General features: G+C 68.3%; 20 protein-coding genes. 13 read left to right on the forward strand and 7 right to left on the reverse strand.

What is annotated here, in order from left to right:
- Positions 1 to 382: 382 nt before the first annotated feature.
- The 11 genes from ACFWGN_RS21050 to ACFWGN_RS21100 all read left to right on the forward strand — a co-directional run bounded on the left by ACFWGN_RS21050 (position 383) and on the right by ACFWGN_RS21100 (position 9864).
- Positions 383 to 1036: a PAS and ANTAR domain-containing protein gene (locus tag ACFWGN_RS21050; RefSeq protein WP_377619685.1), complete on the forward strand. Its 654-nt coding sequence runs from the start codon at positions 383 to 385 to the stop codon at positions 1034 to 1036.
- Positions 1037 to 1205: 169 nt separating this feature from the next.
- Positions 1206 to 1958: a YqjF family protein gene (locus ACFWGN_RS21055; protein ID WP_377619687.1), complete on the forward strand. Its 753-nt coding sequence runs from the start codon at positions 1206 to 1208 to the stop codon at positions 1956 to 1958.
- 284 nt (positions 1959 to 2242) lie between these two features.
- Positions 2243 to 3307 carry an iron-containing redox enzyme family protein gene (locus ACFWGN_RS21060; protein ID WP_377619688.1) on the forward strand — a complete coding sequence of 355 codons (1065 nt, stop codon included), beginning with the start codon at positions 2243 to 2245 and terminating at the stop codon, positions 3305 to 3307.
- Positions 3304 to 4320: a glycosyltransferase gene (locus tag ACFWGN_RS21065; RefSeq protein ID WP_377619690.1), complete on the forward strand. Its 1017-nt coding sequence runs from the start codon at positions 3304 to 3306 to the stop codon at positions 4318 to 4320. The genes ACFWGN_RS21060 and ACFWGN_RS21065 overlap by 4 nt, the downstream gene beginning before the upstream one ends.
- Positions 4310 to 4528, forward strand: coding sequence for a CDGSH iron-sulfur domain-containing protein (locus ACFWGN_RS21070; protein ID WP_377619692.1), 219 nt, complete (start codon positions 4310 to 4312; stop codon positions 4526 to 4528). Before ACFWGN_RS21065 ends, ACFWGN_RS21070 begins: the two co-directional genes overlap by 11 nt.
- Positions 4529 to 5259: 731 nt before the next feature.
- Positions 5260 to 5838, forward strand: a complete 579-nt coding sequence (locus tag ACFWGN_RS21075) for a hypothetical protein (protein WP_377619694.1) — start codon at positions 5260 to 5262, stop codon at positions 5836 to 5838.
- Positions 5839 to 5866: 28 nt separating this feature from the next.
- Positions 5867 to 6301, forward strand: a complete 435-nt coding sequence (locus tag ACFWGN_RS21080; protein WP_377619730.1) for a phage holin family protein — start codon at positions 5867 to 5869, stop codon at positions 6299 to 6301.
- Positions 6298 to 6885 carry a DUF3618 domain-containing protein gene (locus ACFWGN_RS21085; protein ID WP_377619695.1) on the forward strand — a complete coding sequence of 196 codons (588 nt, stop codon included), beginning with the start codon at positions 6298 to 6300 and terminating at the stop codon, positions 6883 to 6885. Before ACFWGN_RS21080 ends, ACFWGN_RS21085 begins: the two co-directional genes overlap by 4 nt.
- Positions 6886 to 6968: 83 nt before the next feature.
- On the forward strand, positions 6969 to 8066 hold the full coding sequence (locus ACFWGN_RS21090) for a YihY/virulence factor BrkB family protein (RefSeq protein WP_377619697.1): 1098 nt from the start codon (positions 6969 to 6971) through the stop codon (positions 8064 to 8066).
- A gap of 56 nt (positions 8067 to 8122) precedes the next feature.
- Entirely contained in the window at positions 8123 to 9349 is a 1227-nt protein-coding gene (locus ACFWGN_RS21095; protein WP_377619699.1) for an alcohol dehydrogenase catalytic domain-containing protein, read from the forward strand.
- Positions 9346 to 9864, forward strand: a complete 519-nt coding sequence (locus ACFWGN_RS21100) for a hypothetical protein (RefSeq protein WP_377619701.1) — start codon at positions 9346 to 9348, stop codon at positions 9862 to 9864. Before ACFWGN_RS21095 ends, ACFWGN_RS21100 begins: the two co-directional genes overlap by 4 nt.
- On the opposite strand, the gene ACFWGN_RS21105 is transcribed toward ACFWGN_RS21100, so the two are convergent.
- From ACFWGN_RS21105 to ACFWGN_RS21125, 5 genes are all read right to left on the reverse strand, one after another.
- On the reverse strand, positions 9854 to 10459 hold the full coding sequence (locus ACFWGN_RS21105; protein ID WP_377619703.1) for a flavodoxin family protein: 606 nt from the start codon (positions 10457 to 10459) through the stop codon (positions 9854 to 9856). The genes ACFWGN_RS21100 and ACFWGN_RS21105 overlap by 11 nt on opposite strands.
- A gap of 100 nt (positions 10460 to 10559) precedes the next feature.
- Complete coding sequence (locus ACFWGN_RS21110; protein WP_377619704.1) at positions 10560 to 10949, reverse strand: PRC-barrel domain containing protein; 390 nt, start codon at positions 10947 to 10949, stop codon at positions 10560 to 10562.
- Positions 10936 to 11352, reverse strand: a complete 417-nt coding sequence (locus ACFWGN_RS21115) for a hypothetical protein (RefSeq protein ID WP_377619706.1) — start codon at positions 11350 to 11352, stop codon at positions 10936 to 10938. The genes ACFWGN_RS21110 and ACFWGN_RS21115 overlap by 14 nt, the downstream gene beginning before the upstream one ends.
- On the reverse strand, positions 11349 to 12578 hold the full coding sequence (locus ACFWGN_RS21120) for an Nramp family divalent metal transporter (protein WP_377619708.1): 1230 nt from the start codon (positions 12576 to 12578) through the stop codon (positions 11349 to 11351). The genes ACFWGN_RS21115 and ACFWGN_RS21120 overlap by 4 nt, the downstream gene beginning before the upstream one ends.
- Positions 12575 to 12934: a hypothetical protein gene (locus tag ACFWGN_RS21125; RefSeq protein WP_377619710.1), complete on the reverse strand. Its 360-nt coding sequence runs from the start codon at positions 12932 to 12934 to the stop codon at positions 12575 to 12577. Before ACFWGN_RS21125 ends, ACFWGN_RS21120 begins: the two co-directional genes overlap by 4 nt.
- Before the next feature lie 286 nt (positions 12935 to 13220).
- Here ACFWGN_RS21125 and ACFWGN_RS21130 point away from each other — a divergent pair, with 286 nt between their 5' ends.
- Both ACFWGN_RS21130 and ACFWGN_RS21135 read left to right on the forward strand, forming a co-directional pair.
- Positions 13221 to 13394 (forward strand): CsbD family protein, encoded by a 174-nt coding sequence (locus ACFWGN_RS21130; RefSeq protein WP_377619712.1) that lies wholly within the window; start codon positions 13221 to 13223, stop codon positions 13392 to 13394.
- Between the two features lie 104 nt (positions 13395 to 13498).
- On the forward strand, positions 13499 to 14443 hold the full coding sequence (locus tag ACFWGN_RS21135; protein ID WP_377619713.1) for an SDR family oxidoreductase: 945 nt from the start codon (positions 13499 to 13501) through the stop codon (positions 14441 to 14443).
- Positions 14444 to 14534: 91 nt separating this feature from the next.
- Here ACFWGN_RS21135 and ACFWGN_RS21140 read toward each other — a convergent pair whose 3' ends face one another.
- Complete coding sequence (locus ACFWGN_RS21140) at positions 14535 to 14696, reverse strand: DUF6766 family protein (RefSeq protein WP_377619731.1); 162 nt, start codon at positions 14694 to 14696, stop codon at positions 14535 to 14537.
- A 119-nt stretch (positions 14697 to 14815) separates the two neighbouring features.
- Complete coding sequence (locus ACFWGN_RS21145; RefSeq protein WP_377619715.1) at positions 14816 to 15376, reverse strand: universal stress protein; 561 nt, start codon at positions 15374 to 15376, stop codon at positions 14816 to 14818.
- Between the last annotated feature and the right edge of the window lie 222 nt (positions 15377 to 15598).

Consider the following 15598-nt stretch of genomic DNA (forward strand, 5'->3'; position numbering starts at 1 on the left):
CGCCTGGCGCTGCAGCATGGCCGCATCGAAGGCAGGCGACCACCTGGCTGCGGCGACTCGGACACCGCCAGCACGGGCCGACTACGACAACCATCGGGCCGAGGGCCGGCCACGGCTGCCATCGGGTACGACGCGTCGGCCATGAGTCCCGCTGACCGCGGGGGAGTGCGGCGGCGCCGCTCTTTAACTGCCACCCACCTGCCGAAGGCCTGTACCGCGGCAGGTCGGCATCGGCTCGTCCTGCGGTGGTGGGGAGGAAGGGGGACTTGCCACTCAGAAGCCACTTCGCCCTAGTGATGTGGGTGGTTCGCGCGTACGGTCAAGGGGCGCGACCGAGTCAGGCAGCCGGCTCACCAGACCTTCTTCTGAGGAGCGGTTCGGCATGTCCATCGAAGATCACGCAGGACGCGTTCCCGTTGAGCACGTTGGCAAGGTTGTCCCACGGCTCACCGGCCAGTGGCGCTACGACCTGACGACCGAGGCATGGTGGTGGTCGCAGGAGACCTACCGCATCCACGGGTTCGAACCGTACGAGGTCTTCCCGACGACGGCCTTGGTCCTGGCGCACAAGCACCCGGCGGACCGTGAACGGTTCCGAGAGGTGTTCGAGGCGGCGAAGGGGTCCGGTATCCCGTTTCACAGCGTGCACCGCATCATGGACGCTCGCGGCCAGGAGCGGATCGTGACACTGGTCGGCCAGGGCCGCCTGTCTCCCGACACTGGTGAGGTGGCCGAGCTGATGGGGTACTTCATCGACAACACCGCCCCCATCGCCCAGCGCGCCCAGGACCTCGCAGGCAAGCACATCCGTGCTGCAGCGACGCACCGGGGCACGATCGAGCAGGCCAAGGGCATCTTGACCGTCACCCACGGCCTGACGATCGACGAGGCATTCCAGCTGCTGCGCGGCACCTCCAACCAGCACAACGTGCCCGTGCGCGACCTCGCGGCCCGCCTGGTGACCTTGGGGCGCATCCTGCCCGTGGACGAGCACCGCCGCCACGCCGTCGACGAGTTCCTGCGCAACCCCGTCTAGCTCGGCGGCATTCTCAGCACCAGAACGCTCACCGAGCTCGCTGAAATCGCCGGGTTCGGTGAGCCGCTGATCGTCCCGTACAGCGAAGGACGAGAGACCGACGACGGCTGAGGCGAGCGTCGACCACGAAAGCGGACGCACCCTGCCCGGCCTGGCGAGGAGGTGCGCGATGAGCGGTCCGATGCCGCAGAACACGATCCGGTTGCCCGTGAACGCCCAGCGCTGGTCAGCACTGACCTTCCTGCACTGGCCCGTAGCACCCGCCCTGATCCAGGAACGACTACCCCGTGGGCTGCACGTACAGACGTACGAGGGTGCCGCGTGGATCGGGCTGACCCCCTTTTTGATGCAGGACCTGCGCGTTCCGCCGCTGCCCGCGCTCCCGGGTTGGTCGACGTTCCCCGAGGTCAACCTGCGGACCTACGTGCGCCACGAGGACGGCACCGACGGGCTGTGGTTCCTCGGCCTGTGGTCCACACGTCGAGCGATGAACGCCGCGATGCGCACCATCGGGCTGCCCTATCACCGCACCGAGGCGACCATCCAGCCTGTGGGGGGCGGGGGCATGACCTATGACGCCCGCCCCGCCCGGCACGCCGTACCCCTGCGCCTGCGAGTGGCCGTCCGAGCCGGCGCGCCGATCAGTGCACCGACAGAGCTGGAGGGGAAGTTGACCGGCCGGTGGAACGCCTACACGGTCCGCGGCGGGCACGTGTGGCGAGTCCCGGTGACCCATCAACCATGGCCCTTGCGACGGGCCAGCCTGGACCACTTCGACACGGACGTCTTCGAGGTGATGGGCCTACCCACCCCACAGGTTGAGCCCCTCGTGCTTGTCTCGCCCGGCGTCGACACCCTGATCGGTGTACCCCGACCCGCGGGGCCTCCAACGTCCCGGACCCGCCCCGGCGAAGCTGCCTGAGTTCATCCCGGGGGGCGTCGATGCGCGATCGCGCACACGTGCACGCTGTTCGTCGTGGACGAAGTTCCTCGTCGCACGAAAGGGCACCTGTCCCTGTCCTGCCAGTGGCCGAGGGTTCGGTTAGCGTGAAGGAGGGGTCGAGCCAAGGCGCCGTCGAACCACCAGCGCATCCGGGCGCGCCCGCTCACAAGCGGTCGTGCGTGCGCCTGCACTGGACGCGCCACAGGAGAGCTCACGATGACCACAACCAGCGCTGACGTCTGTGACCACCCGGGGCTGACGTCATGACCGCCGTCGAGTCGCGGGACGTGGACAGCGGACGCCTGCAGGTGCCGTCCGCGCGCGGCCCCATGGGTGAGCAACTGATCCAGACGCTCCGCCAGCCCCCGAACGCCACCGACGCCTCGGCCTTAGGCAAGGCAGTCGGTGATCATCTGCGGACGACAGGTGGGTACGCCACGCAGGACGAGGATCTGCAGCACACGCTCCTGTGCCTCTACGAGCTGCACTACCGGGGGCTTGAGGGCGTGGACGACCGGTGGGAGTGGCACCCGGGCCTCCTGGCGGCGCGCGCTGTGCTGGAGGACCACTTCGAGGCCGACCTCCGTTCCCGCATCACGCCACCTGAGCTCGACCGCAGCGATGCCCGGTCGGTGGCCGAGGCCCTGTTCGCCATGACCGCCGACGATGGTGGCCCGAGCCTGTCGCGTTTCGTGGCGAAGAAGGCCACCGAGGAGCAACTGCGCGAGTTCCTCATCCTGCGGTCGGTCTACCAGCTCAAGGAGGCCGATCCACACACCTGGGCGATCCCACGGCTGAGCGGGGCACCGAAGGCGGCCCTCGTGGAGATCCAGGCCGACGAGTACGGCGACGGTCGCCCCGAGCGCATGCACTCCGCACTCTTCGCCCAGGCGATGCGCGGCCTGGGGCTGGATGACACCTACGGTGCCTACGTCGATCTCGTCCCGGCCTCGACCCTCGCCTCGCTGAACATGATGTCGATGTTCGGACTGCACCGTCGCCTGCGCGGGGCGATCGTCGGTCACCTCGCGGCCTTCGAGATGACCTCGTCCATCCCCAACAAGCTGTACGGCAACGGGTTCCGCCGCCTGGGACATGACGCCACGACCACTCGGTACTTCGACGAGCACGTCGAGGCCGACGCGGTCCACGAACAGATCGCCGGACGCGACCTCGCCGGACGCCTCGCCGCCCAGGAACCTGCTCTTCTGCCCGACATCCTCTTCGGAGCCGCTGCCTGCCTGGCCGTCGACGGCTGGGCCGGTGGGAACACCCTGGACGCCTGGGAACATCAGGCCTCCGCACTGCGTTCCCCGGGCCCCGCATGACCACGCCTGCCGTGCCCGTCAACGAGGCGGTCTACCTTCTGCCGCTGCGCTGGGACCGACCCGACGAAGGTGACCTCACCAGCTACCTGGAGCGCCTCGTCACCTGGATCGACGTCGTCGTGATCGACGGATCGCCCCCCGACGTCTTCGCCGCCCACCACGCCCGATGGTCCGGCTACCTCACCCACATCGCACCGCGCCCGATAGGTCCTGGCGAGAACGGCAAGGCCGTAGGCGTGGTCGACGGGCTGCGCGCCACGACCGCGCCACGGGTCGTCATCGCCGATGACGACGTGCGCTACGACCGGCCAGGGCTCGAACGCGTGGTGCACCTGCTCGACGACGCAGAGCTGGTCCGCCCGCAGAACTTCTTCCGGCCCCTGCCCTGGCACGCCCGCTGGGACACCGCGCGGATGCTGATCAACCGGGCCACCGGCGGCGACTACCCCGGCACGTTGGCCCTGCGGCCCCAGGTGCTGCCCCGCGGGTACGACACGCACGTCCTGTTCGAGAACCTCGAGCTCATCCGGACGGTTCGAGCCGCAGGGGGACGGGAGCTGCGCGCCCACGACCTGTTCGTGGAGCGTCACCCACCCTCGACCTCCCGCTTCTTCTCCCAACGCGTCCGCCAGGCCTACGACAGCCAGGCTCAACCCCTTCGCCTGGTGATCGAGCTCGCGCTGCTCCCCACGATCATCTGGGCCGCGCGGCGCCCACGACGCCTGGTCGCGCTGGCGGCCGCCGCCGTGCTCCTCGCTGAGCGAGGCCGACGGCTGGCCGGGGGCACCGCACGGTTCCCATGGCAATGCAGCGCCTTCGCGCCCGCCTGGGTCGCGGAGCGGGCCATGTGCTCATGGATGGCGCTGGCGCACCGGTTGACGGGCGGGATCGGCTACTCGGGAACTCGGCTGCGGACAGCAGCCCACTCCGAACGATGGATCCGAACACACACGCTCCCCGGGCCCACCACCCTGACGCCCGTCCCAGTCGGGGCGGTGAACCATGCGCGCTGAATCCACCCCGGGTGGCGAGGATCTGCTGATCACGCTGTGCCCCGACGGTCCCCTCTTGATCCGCGGCCGCCCCACCATCGTCGACGCGGGCGGGAACTCCGTCGAGCCCAGACGGGGCACGGTGGCCCTCTGCCGCTGCGGTGCGTCGGCGATCAAGCCGTTCTGCGACGGAACCCACAAGATCAACGGATTCCGCTCCGACGACTAGGCGACGCGACGCAGACTCCAGCTGGCGCCGGTCGCTGGGTGCTCAAGGCTCCTCGTCAGGGTCTTCCCTAGCGGTCGAGCCCTGCCGAGGCTGCGTGCCAGAGGCCTTGTGGTCGCTCAGATGGTGAGTGACCCCAACCAGGGCGAGCGTGAGGCATGCGGGGGCCGCGGCTTCCGTCTGGTGGTGCCGGGGTCTCAGGAAGCGGGAACCGGTACCGCCTGCCACCGGACTGCCGATCCGTAGTCCAGCTCGTCACAGTCGGTCCGCCACAGAGGCTAGATCCGCCAACCCGCCAAGCACCTCGCCCTACACCTGCTCGACTTCGATGCTGGGTGCGCCCCCAGTGGCGAGTGGTGCAGATAGGCCTACGGTCGGGTCAGGTCAAGAAAGTGGCCGCACCGGGAGCCTTGTCGTCGCACCGGGCCGCCAGACCTGTTCACGCTGTGGTTGGTGGCCGACAAGGCTCACCCCCTCGCCGACTCCTGCCGAGATCTTTCTTGGCAACGGTCGATGGGGAGATCCCATGGGAGAAGTCCATGAGCGAGAGCCATTTCCCCAACCGGACGCCATCTGGCGTCAATTTTCCCACCACGCACCAGAGCACCCTCGAACCGGACACACACCAGGACGAGACGAGCCCGGGTCTGCAGGACCGAGCGAAGGACAGTGCTTCCCAGGCTGCGCACTCGCTCGGAGATATCGCGCACGATGCCCGAGACAAGGCGTCCGACGTGGCCGGAACGGCCACGAAGCAGGTCAAGAGCCTCGCGGACCAGGCCCGCTCCGAGCTCGACACTCAAGCCCAGTCCCAGCAGAAGCGTGCCGTGGAGGGCCTGCATTCGCTGAGCACCGAGCTCTCGAGCATGGCAAGCAACAGCCAGGACCCTGGCTACGCCACCGACCTCATCCAGCAGGTCTCCCAGACGACCGAGCGCGTCGCGACCTGGCTGGACGAGCGTGACCCGGGCTCGATCGTCCGCGAGGTCAAGGACTTCGCGCGCCGCCGTCCCGGGCTGTTTATCGCCCTCGCCGCGGGGGCCGGCATCTTGGTCGGGCGCCTCGCACGAGGGATCAAGGACGCCTCGCCGTCAGAGGGGACCCCGACCGAGGACTCCCCGGGCCCCTCGGTGGACACCCGGACCTCCTCGATGTCCGGCACGCCGTCGACGGATGACCTCACCGGGGCCCACAGTGCGGGCTGGGCGCCCGAGGAGAGTTCCCTGAGCAGCGGAACCTCGGGATCTGCACCGACCTATGCCGGATCCGAGCCTGTCGCGAAGCATGGTGAGACCGATGTCGAACGCCTCTGATCCGGGGACGTGGGCGTCAGCGCCCGACATGCCCGGTCCTGACGGGCGGCACCGCGATACGACGCCCGCTGATGTGGCTGGACAGGCAAGTGTCGGTGAGCTCTTCGCTGAGGTCACACGGGACATCTCGACCCTGCTGCGCCAGGAGGTCGAGCTCGCCAAGGTCGAGGCCACGGCGTCGGCCCGGCGGGCGGGCAAGGGCGCGGGGATGTTCGCCGGGGCAGGCGTTGCCGGCCACATGGTCCTGCTCTTCTTGTCCATCGCGTTGTGGTGGGCCATGGGCACCCAGATCGGTCACGGATGGTCCGCACTGGTCGTCGCTGCCATCTGGGCGGTCGTCGCCGCCGTCCTGTCCCTCGTCGGCCGGTCCGAGATGAAGAAGGTCAAAGGCCTTCCCGAGACTGTCGACTCCATGAAGAAGATTCCCCACGCACTGCAAGGACACGAGGAGAAGAACTCATGAGCACCGATCCGGAACAGCTCAGGAACGAGATCGAGCAGACCCGTACCGACCTGAGCAACGACGTGGACGCGCTTGGCGACAAGGTCAGCCCCACCCATATCGCCCGCCGGCAGACCGACCGCGTCCGACGCTCGTTCTCCTCGGTCAAGGGCAAGGTGATGGGTACCTCTGAGACGGCCGCGCACTCGACAACGGGTGCTGCGGCCTCGGTCGCCGACAGCGCTCGTGGGGCAGTTGGATCTGCCGCGGAGGGCGTGTCGTCGGCAGCCTCGTCCGTGCGCGACCGGGCCGAGGGCAACCCCCTGGCCGTAGGCCTTGTGGCGTTCGGGGTCGGGCTCGTGGTTGCGAGCCTGTTGCCCTCCAGCCAGACCGAGCAACGAGCGGCCAGCCGCGTCCAGGACGCTGCCGCGCCGCTCGTGGACGACGTGAAGGAGGCTGCGGGCAGCGTCGCGGACCATCTCAAGGACCCCGCGCAGGAGAGCGCCCACGCTGTCCAGGACGCAGCGAAGCAGGCGGCGGGGTCGCTCGCTGAGCATGGCAAGGCTGCCGCGTCCGACGTCCGGGCTTCGGCGACCGAGGACTGAACAACCGTTCGCCAACCGCTGCGGTGCCCCGGCGGTCGTCGCCGGGGCACCACGGCTCTTCCACTACTGGAAGGGAGAGTGATATGGCCCCCTCTGGTTCGCCGTCGGTGCAGCCCCGCGGCGCCCCCGAGCCGGACGACGCGCGAAAGCCTGATTCGCCGACCGATCTGCACAGGCGCTCATGGCTGCACGTTGGCCGCACGACCGTCCGGCAGTTCTCCCGCGATCAGTGCCTGGACCTGGCGGCGGCACTGACGTACTACGCGGTGCTTGCGTCTGCGCCGGCCCTGCTGGCCATCGTCTCGGTGGTGGGCCTGGTAGGGGACAGCGAGAAGATCGCGCGCAATGTTCTCGAGATCGCGTCATCCGTGGTCCCTGAAGACGCGATGTCGACGATCACGCCGATGGTCGAGCAGATCGTGGGGGGTAGCGACCGAGCAGGCCTTGCCCTGCTGGTCGGAGTGGTCGTTGCTCTCTGGTCGGCCTCGGGCTACGTGGGTGCTTTCGGGCGGGCGATGAACCGCATCTACGAGGTCGACGAGGGGAGACCTGTCTGGAAGCTCCGGCCGGCGATGCTGCTCGTGACCGCCGCGGTGGTGCTCATGGCCGTCGTCGTGGTGGTCGCCCTGGTGATCTCCGGGCCGGTCGCCCGAGCGATTGGCGAGGCGGTCGGACTGGGGTCGGAAGTGGTGACGGTGTGGAACATCGCCAAGTGGCCGGTGGTGCTGTTCCTGGTGGTCCTGATCGTCGCAGTGCTCTACCACTCCACCCCGAACGTCCGACAGCCGCGGTTCCGCTGGCTCAGCATCGGTGCCATCGTTGCGATCCTCGTGTGGGTCCTCGCCTCGATCGGCTTCGGGTTCTACGTCGCGACGTTCGCCTCCTACGACTCGACCTACGGTGCGCTGGGAGGTGTGATCGTGTTCCTGCTGTGGCTGTGGATCACGAACCTTGCGTTGCTCTTCGGGGCCGAGCTCGACGCCGAGCTCGAGCGTGCTCGAGAGCTCGAGGGAGGGATTGCCGCCGAGGAGACCCTCCAGCTTCCACCGCGCGACACCCGGGCAAGCGAGAAGCGTGCCCAGAAACTACGGGAAGACGTCGAGCGCGGAACCGCGATCCGCAAGGCCGCGCAGACCACGAAGGACCGACCCGACGGGGACAGCAACGGCACGAGTGCGTGAGACGCCCGCACACCCGTCGCGAAAACGACACGAGACGACAAGAAGGGCAACAGAAAATGCGAGCAGTGACATGGCAGGGTCGAGAGAAGCTCTCGGTGGAGGACGTGCCCGATCCGCGGATCGAGGAACCGACGGACGCGATCGTGCGGGTCACTTCGACAGCGATCTGCGGCTCCGACCTGCACCTGTACTCGGTGTTGGGGATGTACCTGGATCCTGGCGACGTCCTTGGCCACGAGACCATGGGCATCGTCGAGGAGGTCGGATCAGCAGCGAACCGGCTCAAGGTGGGCGACCGCGTGGTGGTGCCGTTCGGGATCGCGTGCGGGACGTGCTGGATGTGTACCCGCGGGCTGCAGTCCCAGTGCGAGACGACGCAGGTCCGAGCCCAGGACAAAGGTGCGGCGCTCTTCGGCTACACCAAGCTGTACGGGCAGGTTCCCGGCGGGCAGGCAGAGTACCTGCGTGTTCCGCAGGCGCAGTACGGGCCGGTGGTCGTTCCCGCGGGTGGGCCGGACGAGAGGTACCTCTACCTCTCCGACGTGCTGCCCACGGCGTGGCAAGCGGTGGAGTACGCAGCCGTGCCCCCGGGGGGCAGCGTGGTCGTGGTGGGACTCGGCCCGATCGGCCAGATGGCCGCGCGGGTCGCGCGCCACCGGGGTGCGGTGCGGGTCATCGGCCTCGATCTCGTGCCCGAACGGCTGGAGATGGCCCGACGTCACGGCATCGAGGTTCTGGACGTCTCGGTCGTCGACGACGTCGCGGGGGCGGTCCTGGATCTCACCGATGGCCGGGGCGCTGACGGGGTGATCGACGCCGTTGGGATGGAAGCACACGGGTCGCCGGGAGCTGCCCTCGCGCAGAGAGCGGCCGGCGTTCTGCCCGACTCTGTCGCGAGCGCGATCAACGAGAAGGTGGGTGTCGACCGCCTGATGGCGCTGCTCACGGCGTTGGCGCTGGTGCGCCGCGGCGGGACGGTCTCGATCTCTGGCGTCTACGGCGGGGCGAAGGACCCGTTGCCCATGATGGAGCTCTTCGACCGGCAGGTCACGCTGCGCATGGGGCAGGCCAACGTCCGGCGCTGGATCGACGACCTGATGCCTCTGGTGACCGATGAGGCAGACCCTCTGGGGGTCCTGGACCTGCGGACCCATCGACTCGGGCTCGAGGACGCTCCCAGGGGGTATGACCTCTTCCAGAAGAAGCAGGACGGCTGCATCAAGGTTGTCCTCGACCCCGCAGCTCGGCGTTCCGCGGCGAGCGAGGCAGGTGAGCCGCGATGACCGACGCGCTGGACACCCACCTGCTCGCGATCTATCTCAACGACCACGTCGCCGGGGCGACGGTCGGGGTCCAGCGCGTTCGCCGCATGGCGCGAGCGTACGACGGGACCGTGGTCGGCACGGCGATCACCCCCCTCGTCTCGCAGCTCGAGGAGGAGCGGCAGTGGCTGCTGCGGTGCCTAGAGCTGGTAGGGATCCCGTTGAGGAGGTACAAGGTCGTCGGTGCGGCGATCGCCGAGCGGGCCGGTCGGCTCAAGCTCAACGGGCACGTGCGCTCCGCGTCGCCGCTGAGCGCCCTGCTCGAGGTCGAGCTGCTACGCGGCGCCATCACGGGCAAGTCGAGCGGATGGCAGACCCTTCGGGCACAGAGCTCCCGGCTGGGACTCACGGCCGAGCACGAGGGAGACCTCGACGGGCTCGTTGTTCAGGCCGACGAGCAGTTTCGTGTGCTCTCGGGCCTGTTGGACGTGCTGCACGCGCACGTCTTCGAGCGTGGCGGGTCAACTACTTCGTGAAGGGGCGCACCGGGGAGCTCTGCAGGGCCGTGGCGACGCTGTGCAGGTAGTGGGCCATGGTGCGCCCTGTGTCATGGGACCACTCGTGGCCGTGGCCGGTCTTCGGGTAGTCGGGGCCGGGTCCGGGGCCCTGGTTCCAGTAGGTCCATGCTTGTCCGGGGATCGTGAAGCCGATGTCGCAGAGGGCGCCGGACACTTCGGAGATGACGTGGTGCGCGCCGTCCTCGTTGCCGGTGACGATCACGCCGGCGACCTTGTTCAGCGCGACGGGTGCTCCGCCTGGCGTGGTCTCGCTGATCATCGCGTCCATGCGCTCGACGACGCGTTGTGCGATCGAGGACGGGTGGCCGACCCACGTAGGGGTGGCCACGATCAGGATCTCGGCGGCGAGGATCTTGTCGTGGACCGTCGGCCACTGGTCGCCCTCACCCATGTCGGTCTCGACGCCCGGGGGCACGTGCAGGTCGACGATGCGAATCGTGTCGACCTCGACCTCCTTCTCTCGCAGCGCCTCGACGACGACGCTGCCGAGCATCTCGGTGTTCGACTCGGCCGGGGAGGGCTTGAGGGTGCAGCTGAGCACGACGGCTTTCATGGGGCTCCTTCGGCGGCGGAGGACCGCGTTCGGGCGGGTGCCTGTTCTCGACGCCAGAACTTCACGCTATCGCGGCCTCGCGCGACTGGCCGTCTGAGTGTTAGGGCCCGCCGGTGGGCCGGAGCGCCGGGTCGTGCCGCTGGTGGTCGTCACGGATGACGACGAGGTTCTCGTGCTCGACGCGGTCCGGGTCCTCGGGGTCGGGGACGGCGACGACGTCGGTCCAGTGGACGAGGAAGGTCCCCCGGTGGCGCCATCGCAGCCACCGGGCCAAGGGCCACGGTGCGCCGACGCCGGTGCGCTCGTATCCCAGGAAGGAACCTGCTTTCCGGGGGGTGATGATCAGGCCGTGGAGCCTGGCTCCGGCCAGGCTCGACTCGTGCCCTGCGGGCGGCGGGCCGTCGAGGACGAGGCGGGCGTCGCTCACGTAGCCGACCAGCAGGCCGCTCTGGTCGCGCACGGCGGCGTCGAGCAGGTCACCCAGGATCATGGCGTCCTCCAGGACTGCGGGCGATGATGTGGTCGCGGACCCAGCGCTCGGTCCAGGTCGCGTCGAGCGAGGCGCCTTCGACGTCGAGGTGCAGGGCTGTGCCGACATCCGTGACGTCCGACCAGGGGAGCCGTACCCAGCGTGAGGCGGGCGGGCGACCGCCGAAGACGCGGGTTGCCAACGCGGGTCCGGTCAGGATCGCGGTGAGCATCGTCGTGCGCTGGCCCGGGTGGTCCTGATCGGCGCCGTCCACGGGCGCGAGCTCGAGGTCGTCGACGGTGGTCACCGGGACGCCGTCGACGTCCAGGACCTGGCGGTCCAGCACGTGCAGGCGGGCGTCGAGGACGCGTCCAGCCTGCGCGGGCTCCGGGGCCAGAGGCGGGTTCGGTGGGGGAGTGCTCATGCGCCGGCCTCCGTGATGATCATCAAGGGGATCGCCGCGAGGGAAGCGACGAGTATCAGCACGAGGTAGACCGTGCCGAGGAGGTTGGTCGCGCGGCCGTTGACGTGCTTGCCCATGTACTCCGGGTCGTTGGCCACGACCAGGACGGGCAGGTAGGTCAGGGGCAGGGCGACTGCGGAGAAGACGACGGAGTACTCAGTCACCGCCATCGGGTCGACGTTGGTCGCGAGGATGCCCAGCGCGAGCAGGAGGGCGATGATTATCGTCAGGTGGAAACGTGCGGCTCGTGCAGGGCGGCGGAACTTGCCCCAGGACCAGCCGAAGTACTGGGAGATCGTGTACCCGCTGGACAGCGCCGTCTCCAGGGCTGCGCCGAACGTTGCCGCGACGATGCCCAGGATCACGACGGCGAGCAGCAGCGTGCCGCCGGCCTGCGCGACCGGCAGGACGATCTGTGACATCGAGTCGACCTGGATGCCGAGAGGAAGCAGGACGATCGCCGCGCACGCCGCGATCGCGATCGACAGGATCCCGCCGAAGGGGAAACCGATCAGGACGTTGAGACGGGTCGTGCCGAGGTCCTTGACGGTCCAGCGTTCCTCGACACCGCCGGAGGAGAAGAAGAAGACCTCGTACGGAGTCATGGCCGCCCCGAAGAGGGCGATGGCGAAGTACCAGTACACGGCCACGCTCTCGCTGCCCGGCGCCGAGGTAGGCGCCAGAGATGCCGCGAGGTCTCCCCAATCAGGTCCGAGCAGGAAGACGGCCACGGCGAACGCGACCAAGGTCAACCCCAGCAGACCGGTCACGTTCTCCATGATCTTGAACTTGACGCGCCACAGCACCAACCACACTGCCAAGGCAGCAACCGGCATCCACAGGCGTGGTTCGACGCTGCTCGCGAGCTGGAGCGCGAGGGCGATCCCCCCGACCTCAGCGGTGAGCGTCAGCAACGTGACGGCGAACGACGCGACGAGGTTCGCCGCGCCCACTCTCGGGCCAAGACGTTCACGGATGATCTCGAACGTCGCACGCCCACTGACTGCGGCCACCCGGCCCGACATGTTCGCGAACACGCAGATGCCCACGACCCCGACCACGACGACCCAGGCGAGGGACAGACCGAACCGCGAGCCCACGACCGCGTTCGTCACCAGGTCGCCCGCGTCGAGGAACCCTCCGATCGCCGTCAAGATCCCCAGCGCGACCGCGAACAGGCGCTTCACGACGCGCCGCCCTCGAGGAGTGAGCCCACCTGCTCGGTGACGGTCTCGAGGCTCGAGGCGGAATCCTCGAGCGCTGCGACGACCGCCTCAGACGCCCTCGGGCTACCGTCGCCGACCCAGACACGTGTGGCGACCACTGCGCGCGCGGTGCTCTGCGCAGCAATCAAGGCGCTGTCCTGCACGGCGAGCGCTTCGGCGTCCGGTACCACGATCGTGGTCAACGAATGGACAGCAGCATCGGCGGCGCTCACCGCGTCCTCCAACGCCGCATCCGCCGTCACCGCTGGCATCTGCCCTTCGGTGTACAGGTCAACGACAAGCTCTGCGGTCGCGGCAGCAGACGCGGATTCGTCCAAGCTCTCAGAGATCGAGGCCAGCGACCCGGACGAGGACGCCCGCGTCGAGGCCGCGCATCCGCCTACCGACAACAGGCAGAGACCACTTCCTACGACAATCAAAGCCCAGCGACGGCGCATGTCGTCATCGTGCCGCCACCGGACCGGGCTCGCACCAGGGACGCCGCCCCGTCGCTGCCGACGGGCGCAGCCCGCACCGTCCGCAGCGGTCCAGGTTCAATCCTGACCAGCGAGTGGCGGGTGAGCGTGCCTACGGTGGAAGGACCGACCAGAGAAGGAGATCGCGATGGGACTGGACGACAAGATCGAGCACGACGCGCAGGACGCCAAGGGCAAGTTGAAGGAGGGGGCTGGCAAGGCCACCGGCAGTGACAAGCTCGAGGCCGAGGGCAAGGTTGACCAGACCAAGGCCGACGTCAAGAAGGCAGGCGAGGATGTCAAGGACGCCTTCAAGGGCTGACCCCAAGACCCCACATCAAGACAGCACGTCGTTCAAGCAGCCCTGCGAAATGTGGGGCTGCGTTCGACGTGTTGTGTACGGCACTTGGAGAGGAACAGACCTTCATGGTTGACGACCACAGCACGCAGCAGGAATCGGCGCTCCGGCAGGCTGCTCGGAGCGATCAGCTGGTCTTCCAGAACCCGGTCGATCGGTATCCGGCGATCGAACCGCCGAAGCAGCAGCAGAGCGAGCCCGGACTGGACGCAGACCTGAACCCGCACGCGGACATCGGTGAACACTCCTACCGCGGAACCGGGCGCTTGGAAGGACGCAAGGCGCTGGTCACCGGCGGAGACTCCGGCATCGGAGCAGCTGTAGCCGTGGCCTTCGCCCGAGAGGGCGCTGACGTCGCCATCTCCTACCTACCCGCCGAAGAGCAAGACGCGCAGCGAGTGGTCTCCATCATCGAGGGGTGTGGCCGCAAGGCCGTCGCTCTGCCAGGCGACCTGACCGACGACCAGTACACGGGCGAGGTCGTTTCTCAGGCCCAGGCAGCGATGGGTGGACTGGACATCCTCGTCAACAACGCGGGCAAGCAGATAGCAGTCGAGTCCATCGAGGACCTTTCGGACGAGCAGGTCGCAGAGACCTTCAAGGTCAACATCCAAGCGATGTTCCGCATCACACGGGAGGCCGTAAAGCAGATGCCCGCGGGGTCGGCGATCATCAACACGACCTCCATCCAGGCATACGACCCATCTCCGACCCTGGTCGACTACGCCTCGACCAAGGCCGCGATCAACACGTTCACCAAAGGTCTTGCTCAGCAGCTCGCACCCCGGGGTATCCGCGTCAACGCCGTCGCCCCCGGGCCAATCTGGACGCCTCTGCAGCCCTCGCACGGCCAGCCTGTGGATGCGCTGCCCGACTTCGGGAAGCAGACACCCCTGGGGCGGGCAGGGCAACCGACGGAACTCGCACCGGCCTACGTCTTCCTCGCCTCCAGCGAGTCGAGCTACGTCCTCGGAGAAACGCTCAACGTCAACGGCGGGATGCCCACGCCCTGAGGCGCGGCTGGCGCTACGGGGCGTCGGCCGCGCCGTGGTGCGGAAATTCCGTCCCGGGATGCCTTGTTCGACCGGCGTCGAGGGTGCGTGTTCAGCCTTCGACGCCGGACGCGGTGTGGGACGTCCCGACATGCTTGGACTCGGGAGAGCCGCGCTCGCGCAGGTAGATCGAGAAGGCGACCATGGACGCCACCGCGAGGAACTCGGACTGCCAGTTCTGCAGGGTCCGGCCCCAGAAGTCGGGCAGGGTCAGGTACTGGCCCTAGGTGACAGGGTCCTCGAGGTCACGCATGGCCGCCTCGTTGTACGTCACCGACCCCGCGATGGACTGGGCGAGCCAGCTCAGCGCGAAGATCGACCCCATAACCAGGCTCATCGAGCGAGCTGCGAAACGAGCGGGGTGATCGCAGTACCAACCACGGTCCCGTCGTGCGCTCGCCCCCTCCGGTGAACGCGCCGGACCCCGACCGTCGCCCCGGCGACGTGGGGATTCCGACAGAACTGCGGGACAGACCGTCCCAGGCTTAGCCGGATTACGGGCCCTACAGACGCGCAGAGTCCCTGCGGCGAAGGCGTAGGCCAGGACCGTCGCCGAGACCTGGGATCCGTCAGTCGCTGCGATGACCCGACGGTGCGGATGGCTTTTGTCCCAATCATGGGGACACTGATGACCGGGCAGGCGGAACGAGCGACGACTCCGATTATGGTGCTTCCAGTGAACAGCCCTTCCACCATGCTGGCCGACCTGTGCCCCAAGACGACCAGGCGGGCACCGTGGCTGGCAGTCGCGAGAGTCTGCACAGCCGGACCGAGTGCGGTCTCTACCCGGACGGGAACCGCTGCGTGGGAGAGGGCTTCCAGGACGAGTTGGGCGTCGGCGAGAAACTTGTGCCCGAAATCGACAAGGGTGTCGCTCGTCAGCAGTGACCACATGGGCGCTACCGGGAGAAGCTCGTGGAAGGCGTTGACCAGCCGCAGCTCTCACCCTGCTCGTTCGGCCGCGCGCACCGCGTAGTGCAGCGCCAACGCGGCGTCCGGCGATCCGTCGAGCCCGACGACGATTGGTCGATCCAGTTCGGTGTTCATGATGACCTCCACAGCAGGAGTGAATTGCGCCTTTCGCCCCTCAACTTTCTGCGCTGTCCCCGCGAGCGA

It is taken from the genome of Oerskovia sp. NPDC060338 (assembly GCF_042726295.1).
Taxonomy (GTDB): Bacteria; Actinomycetota; Actinomycetes; order Actinomycetales; family Cellulomonadaceae; genus Oerskovia; species Oerskovia merdavium.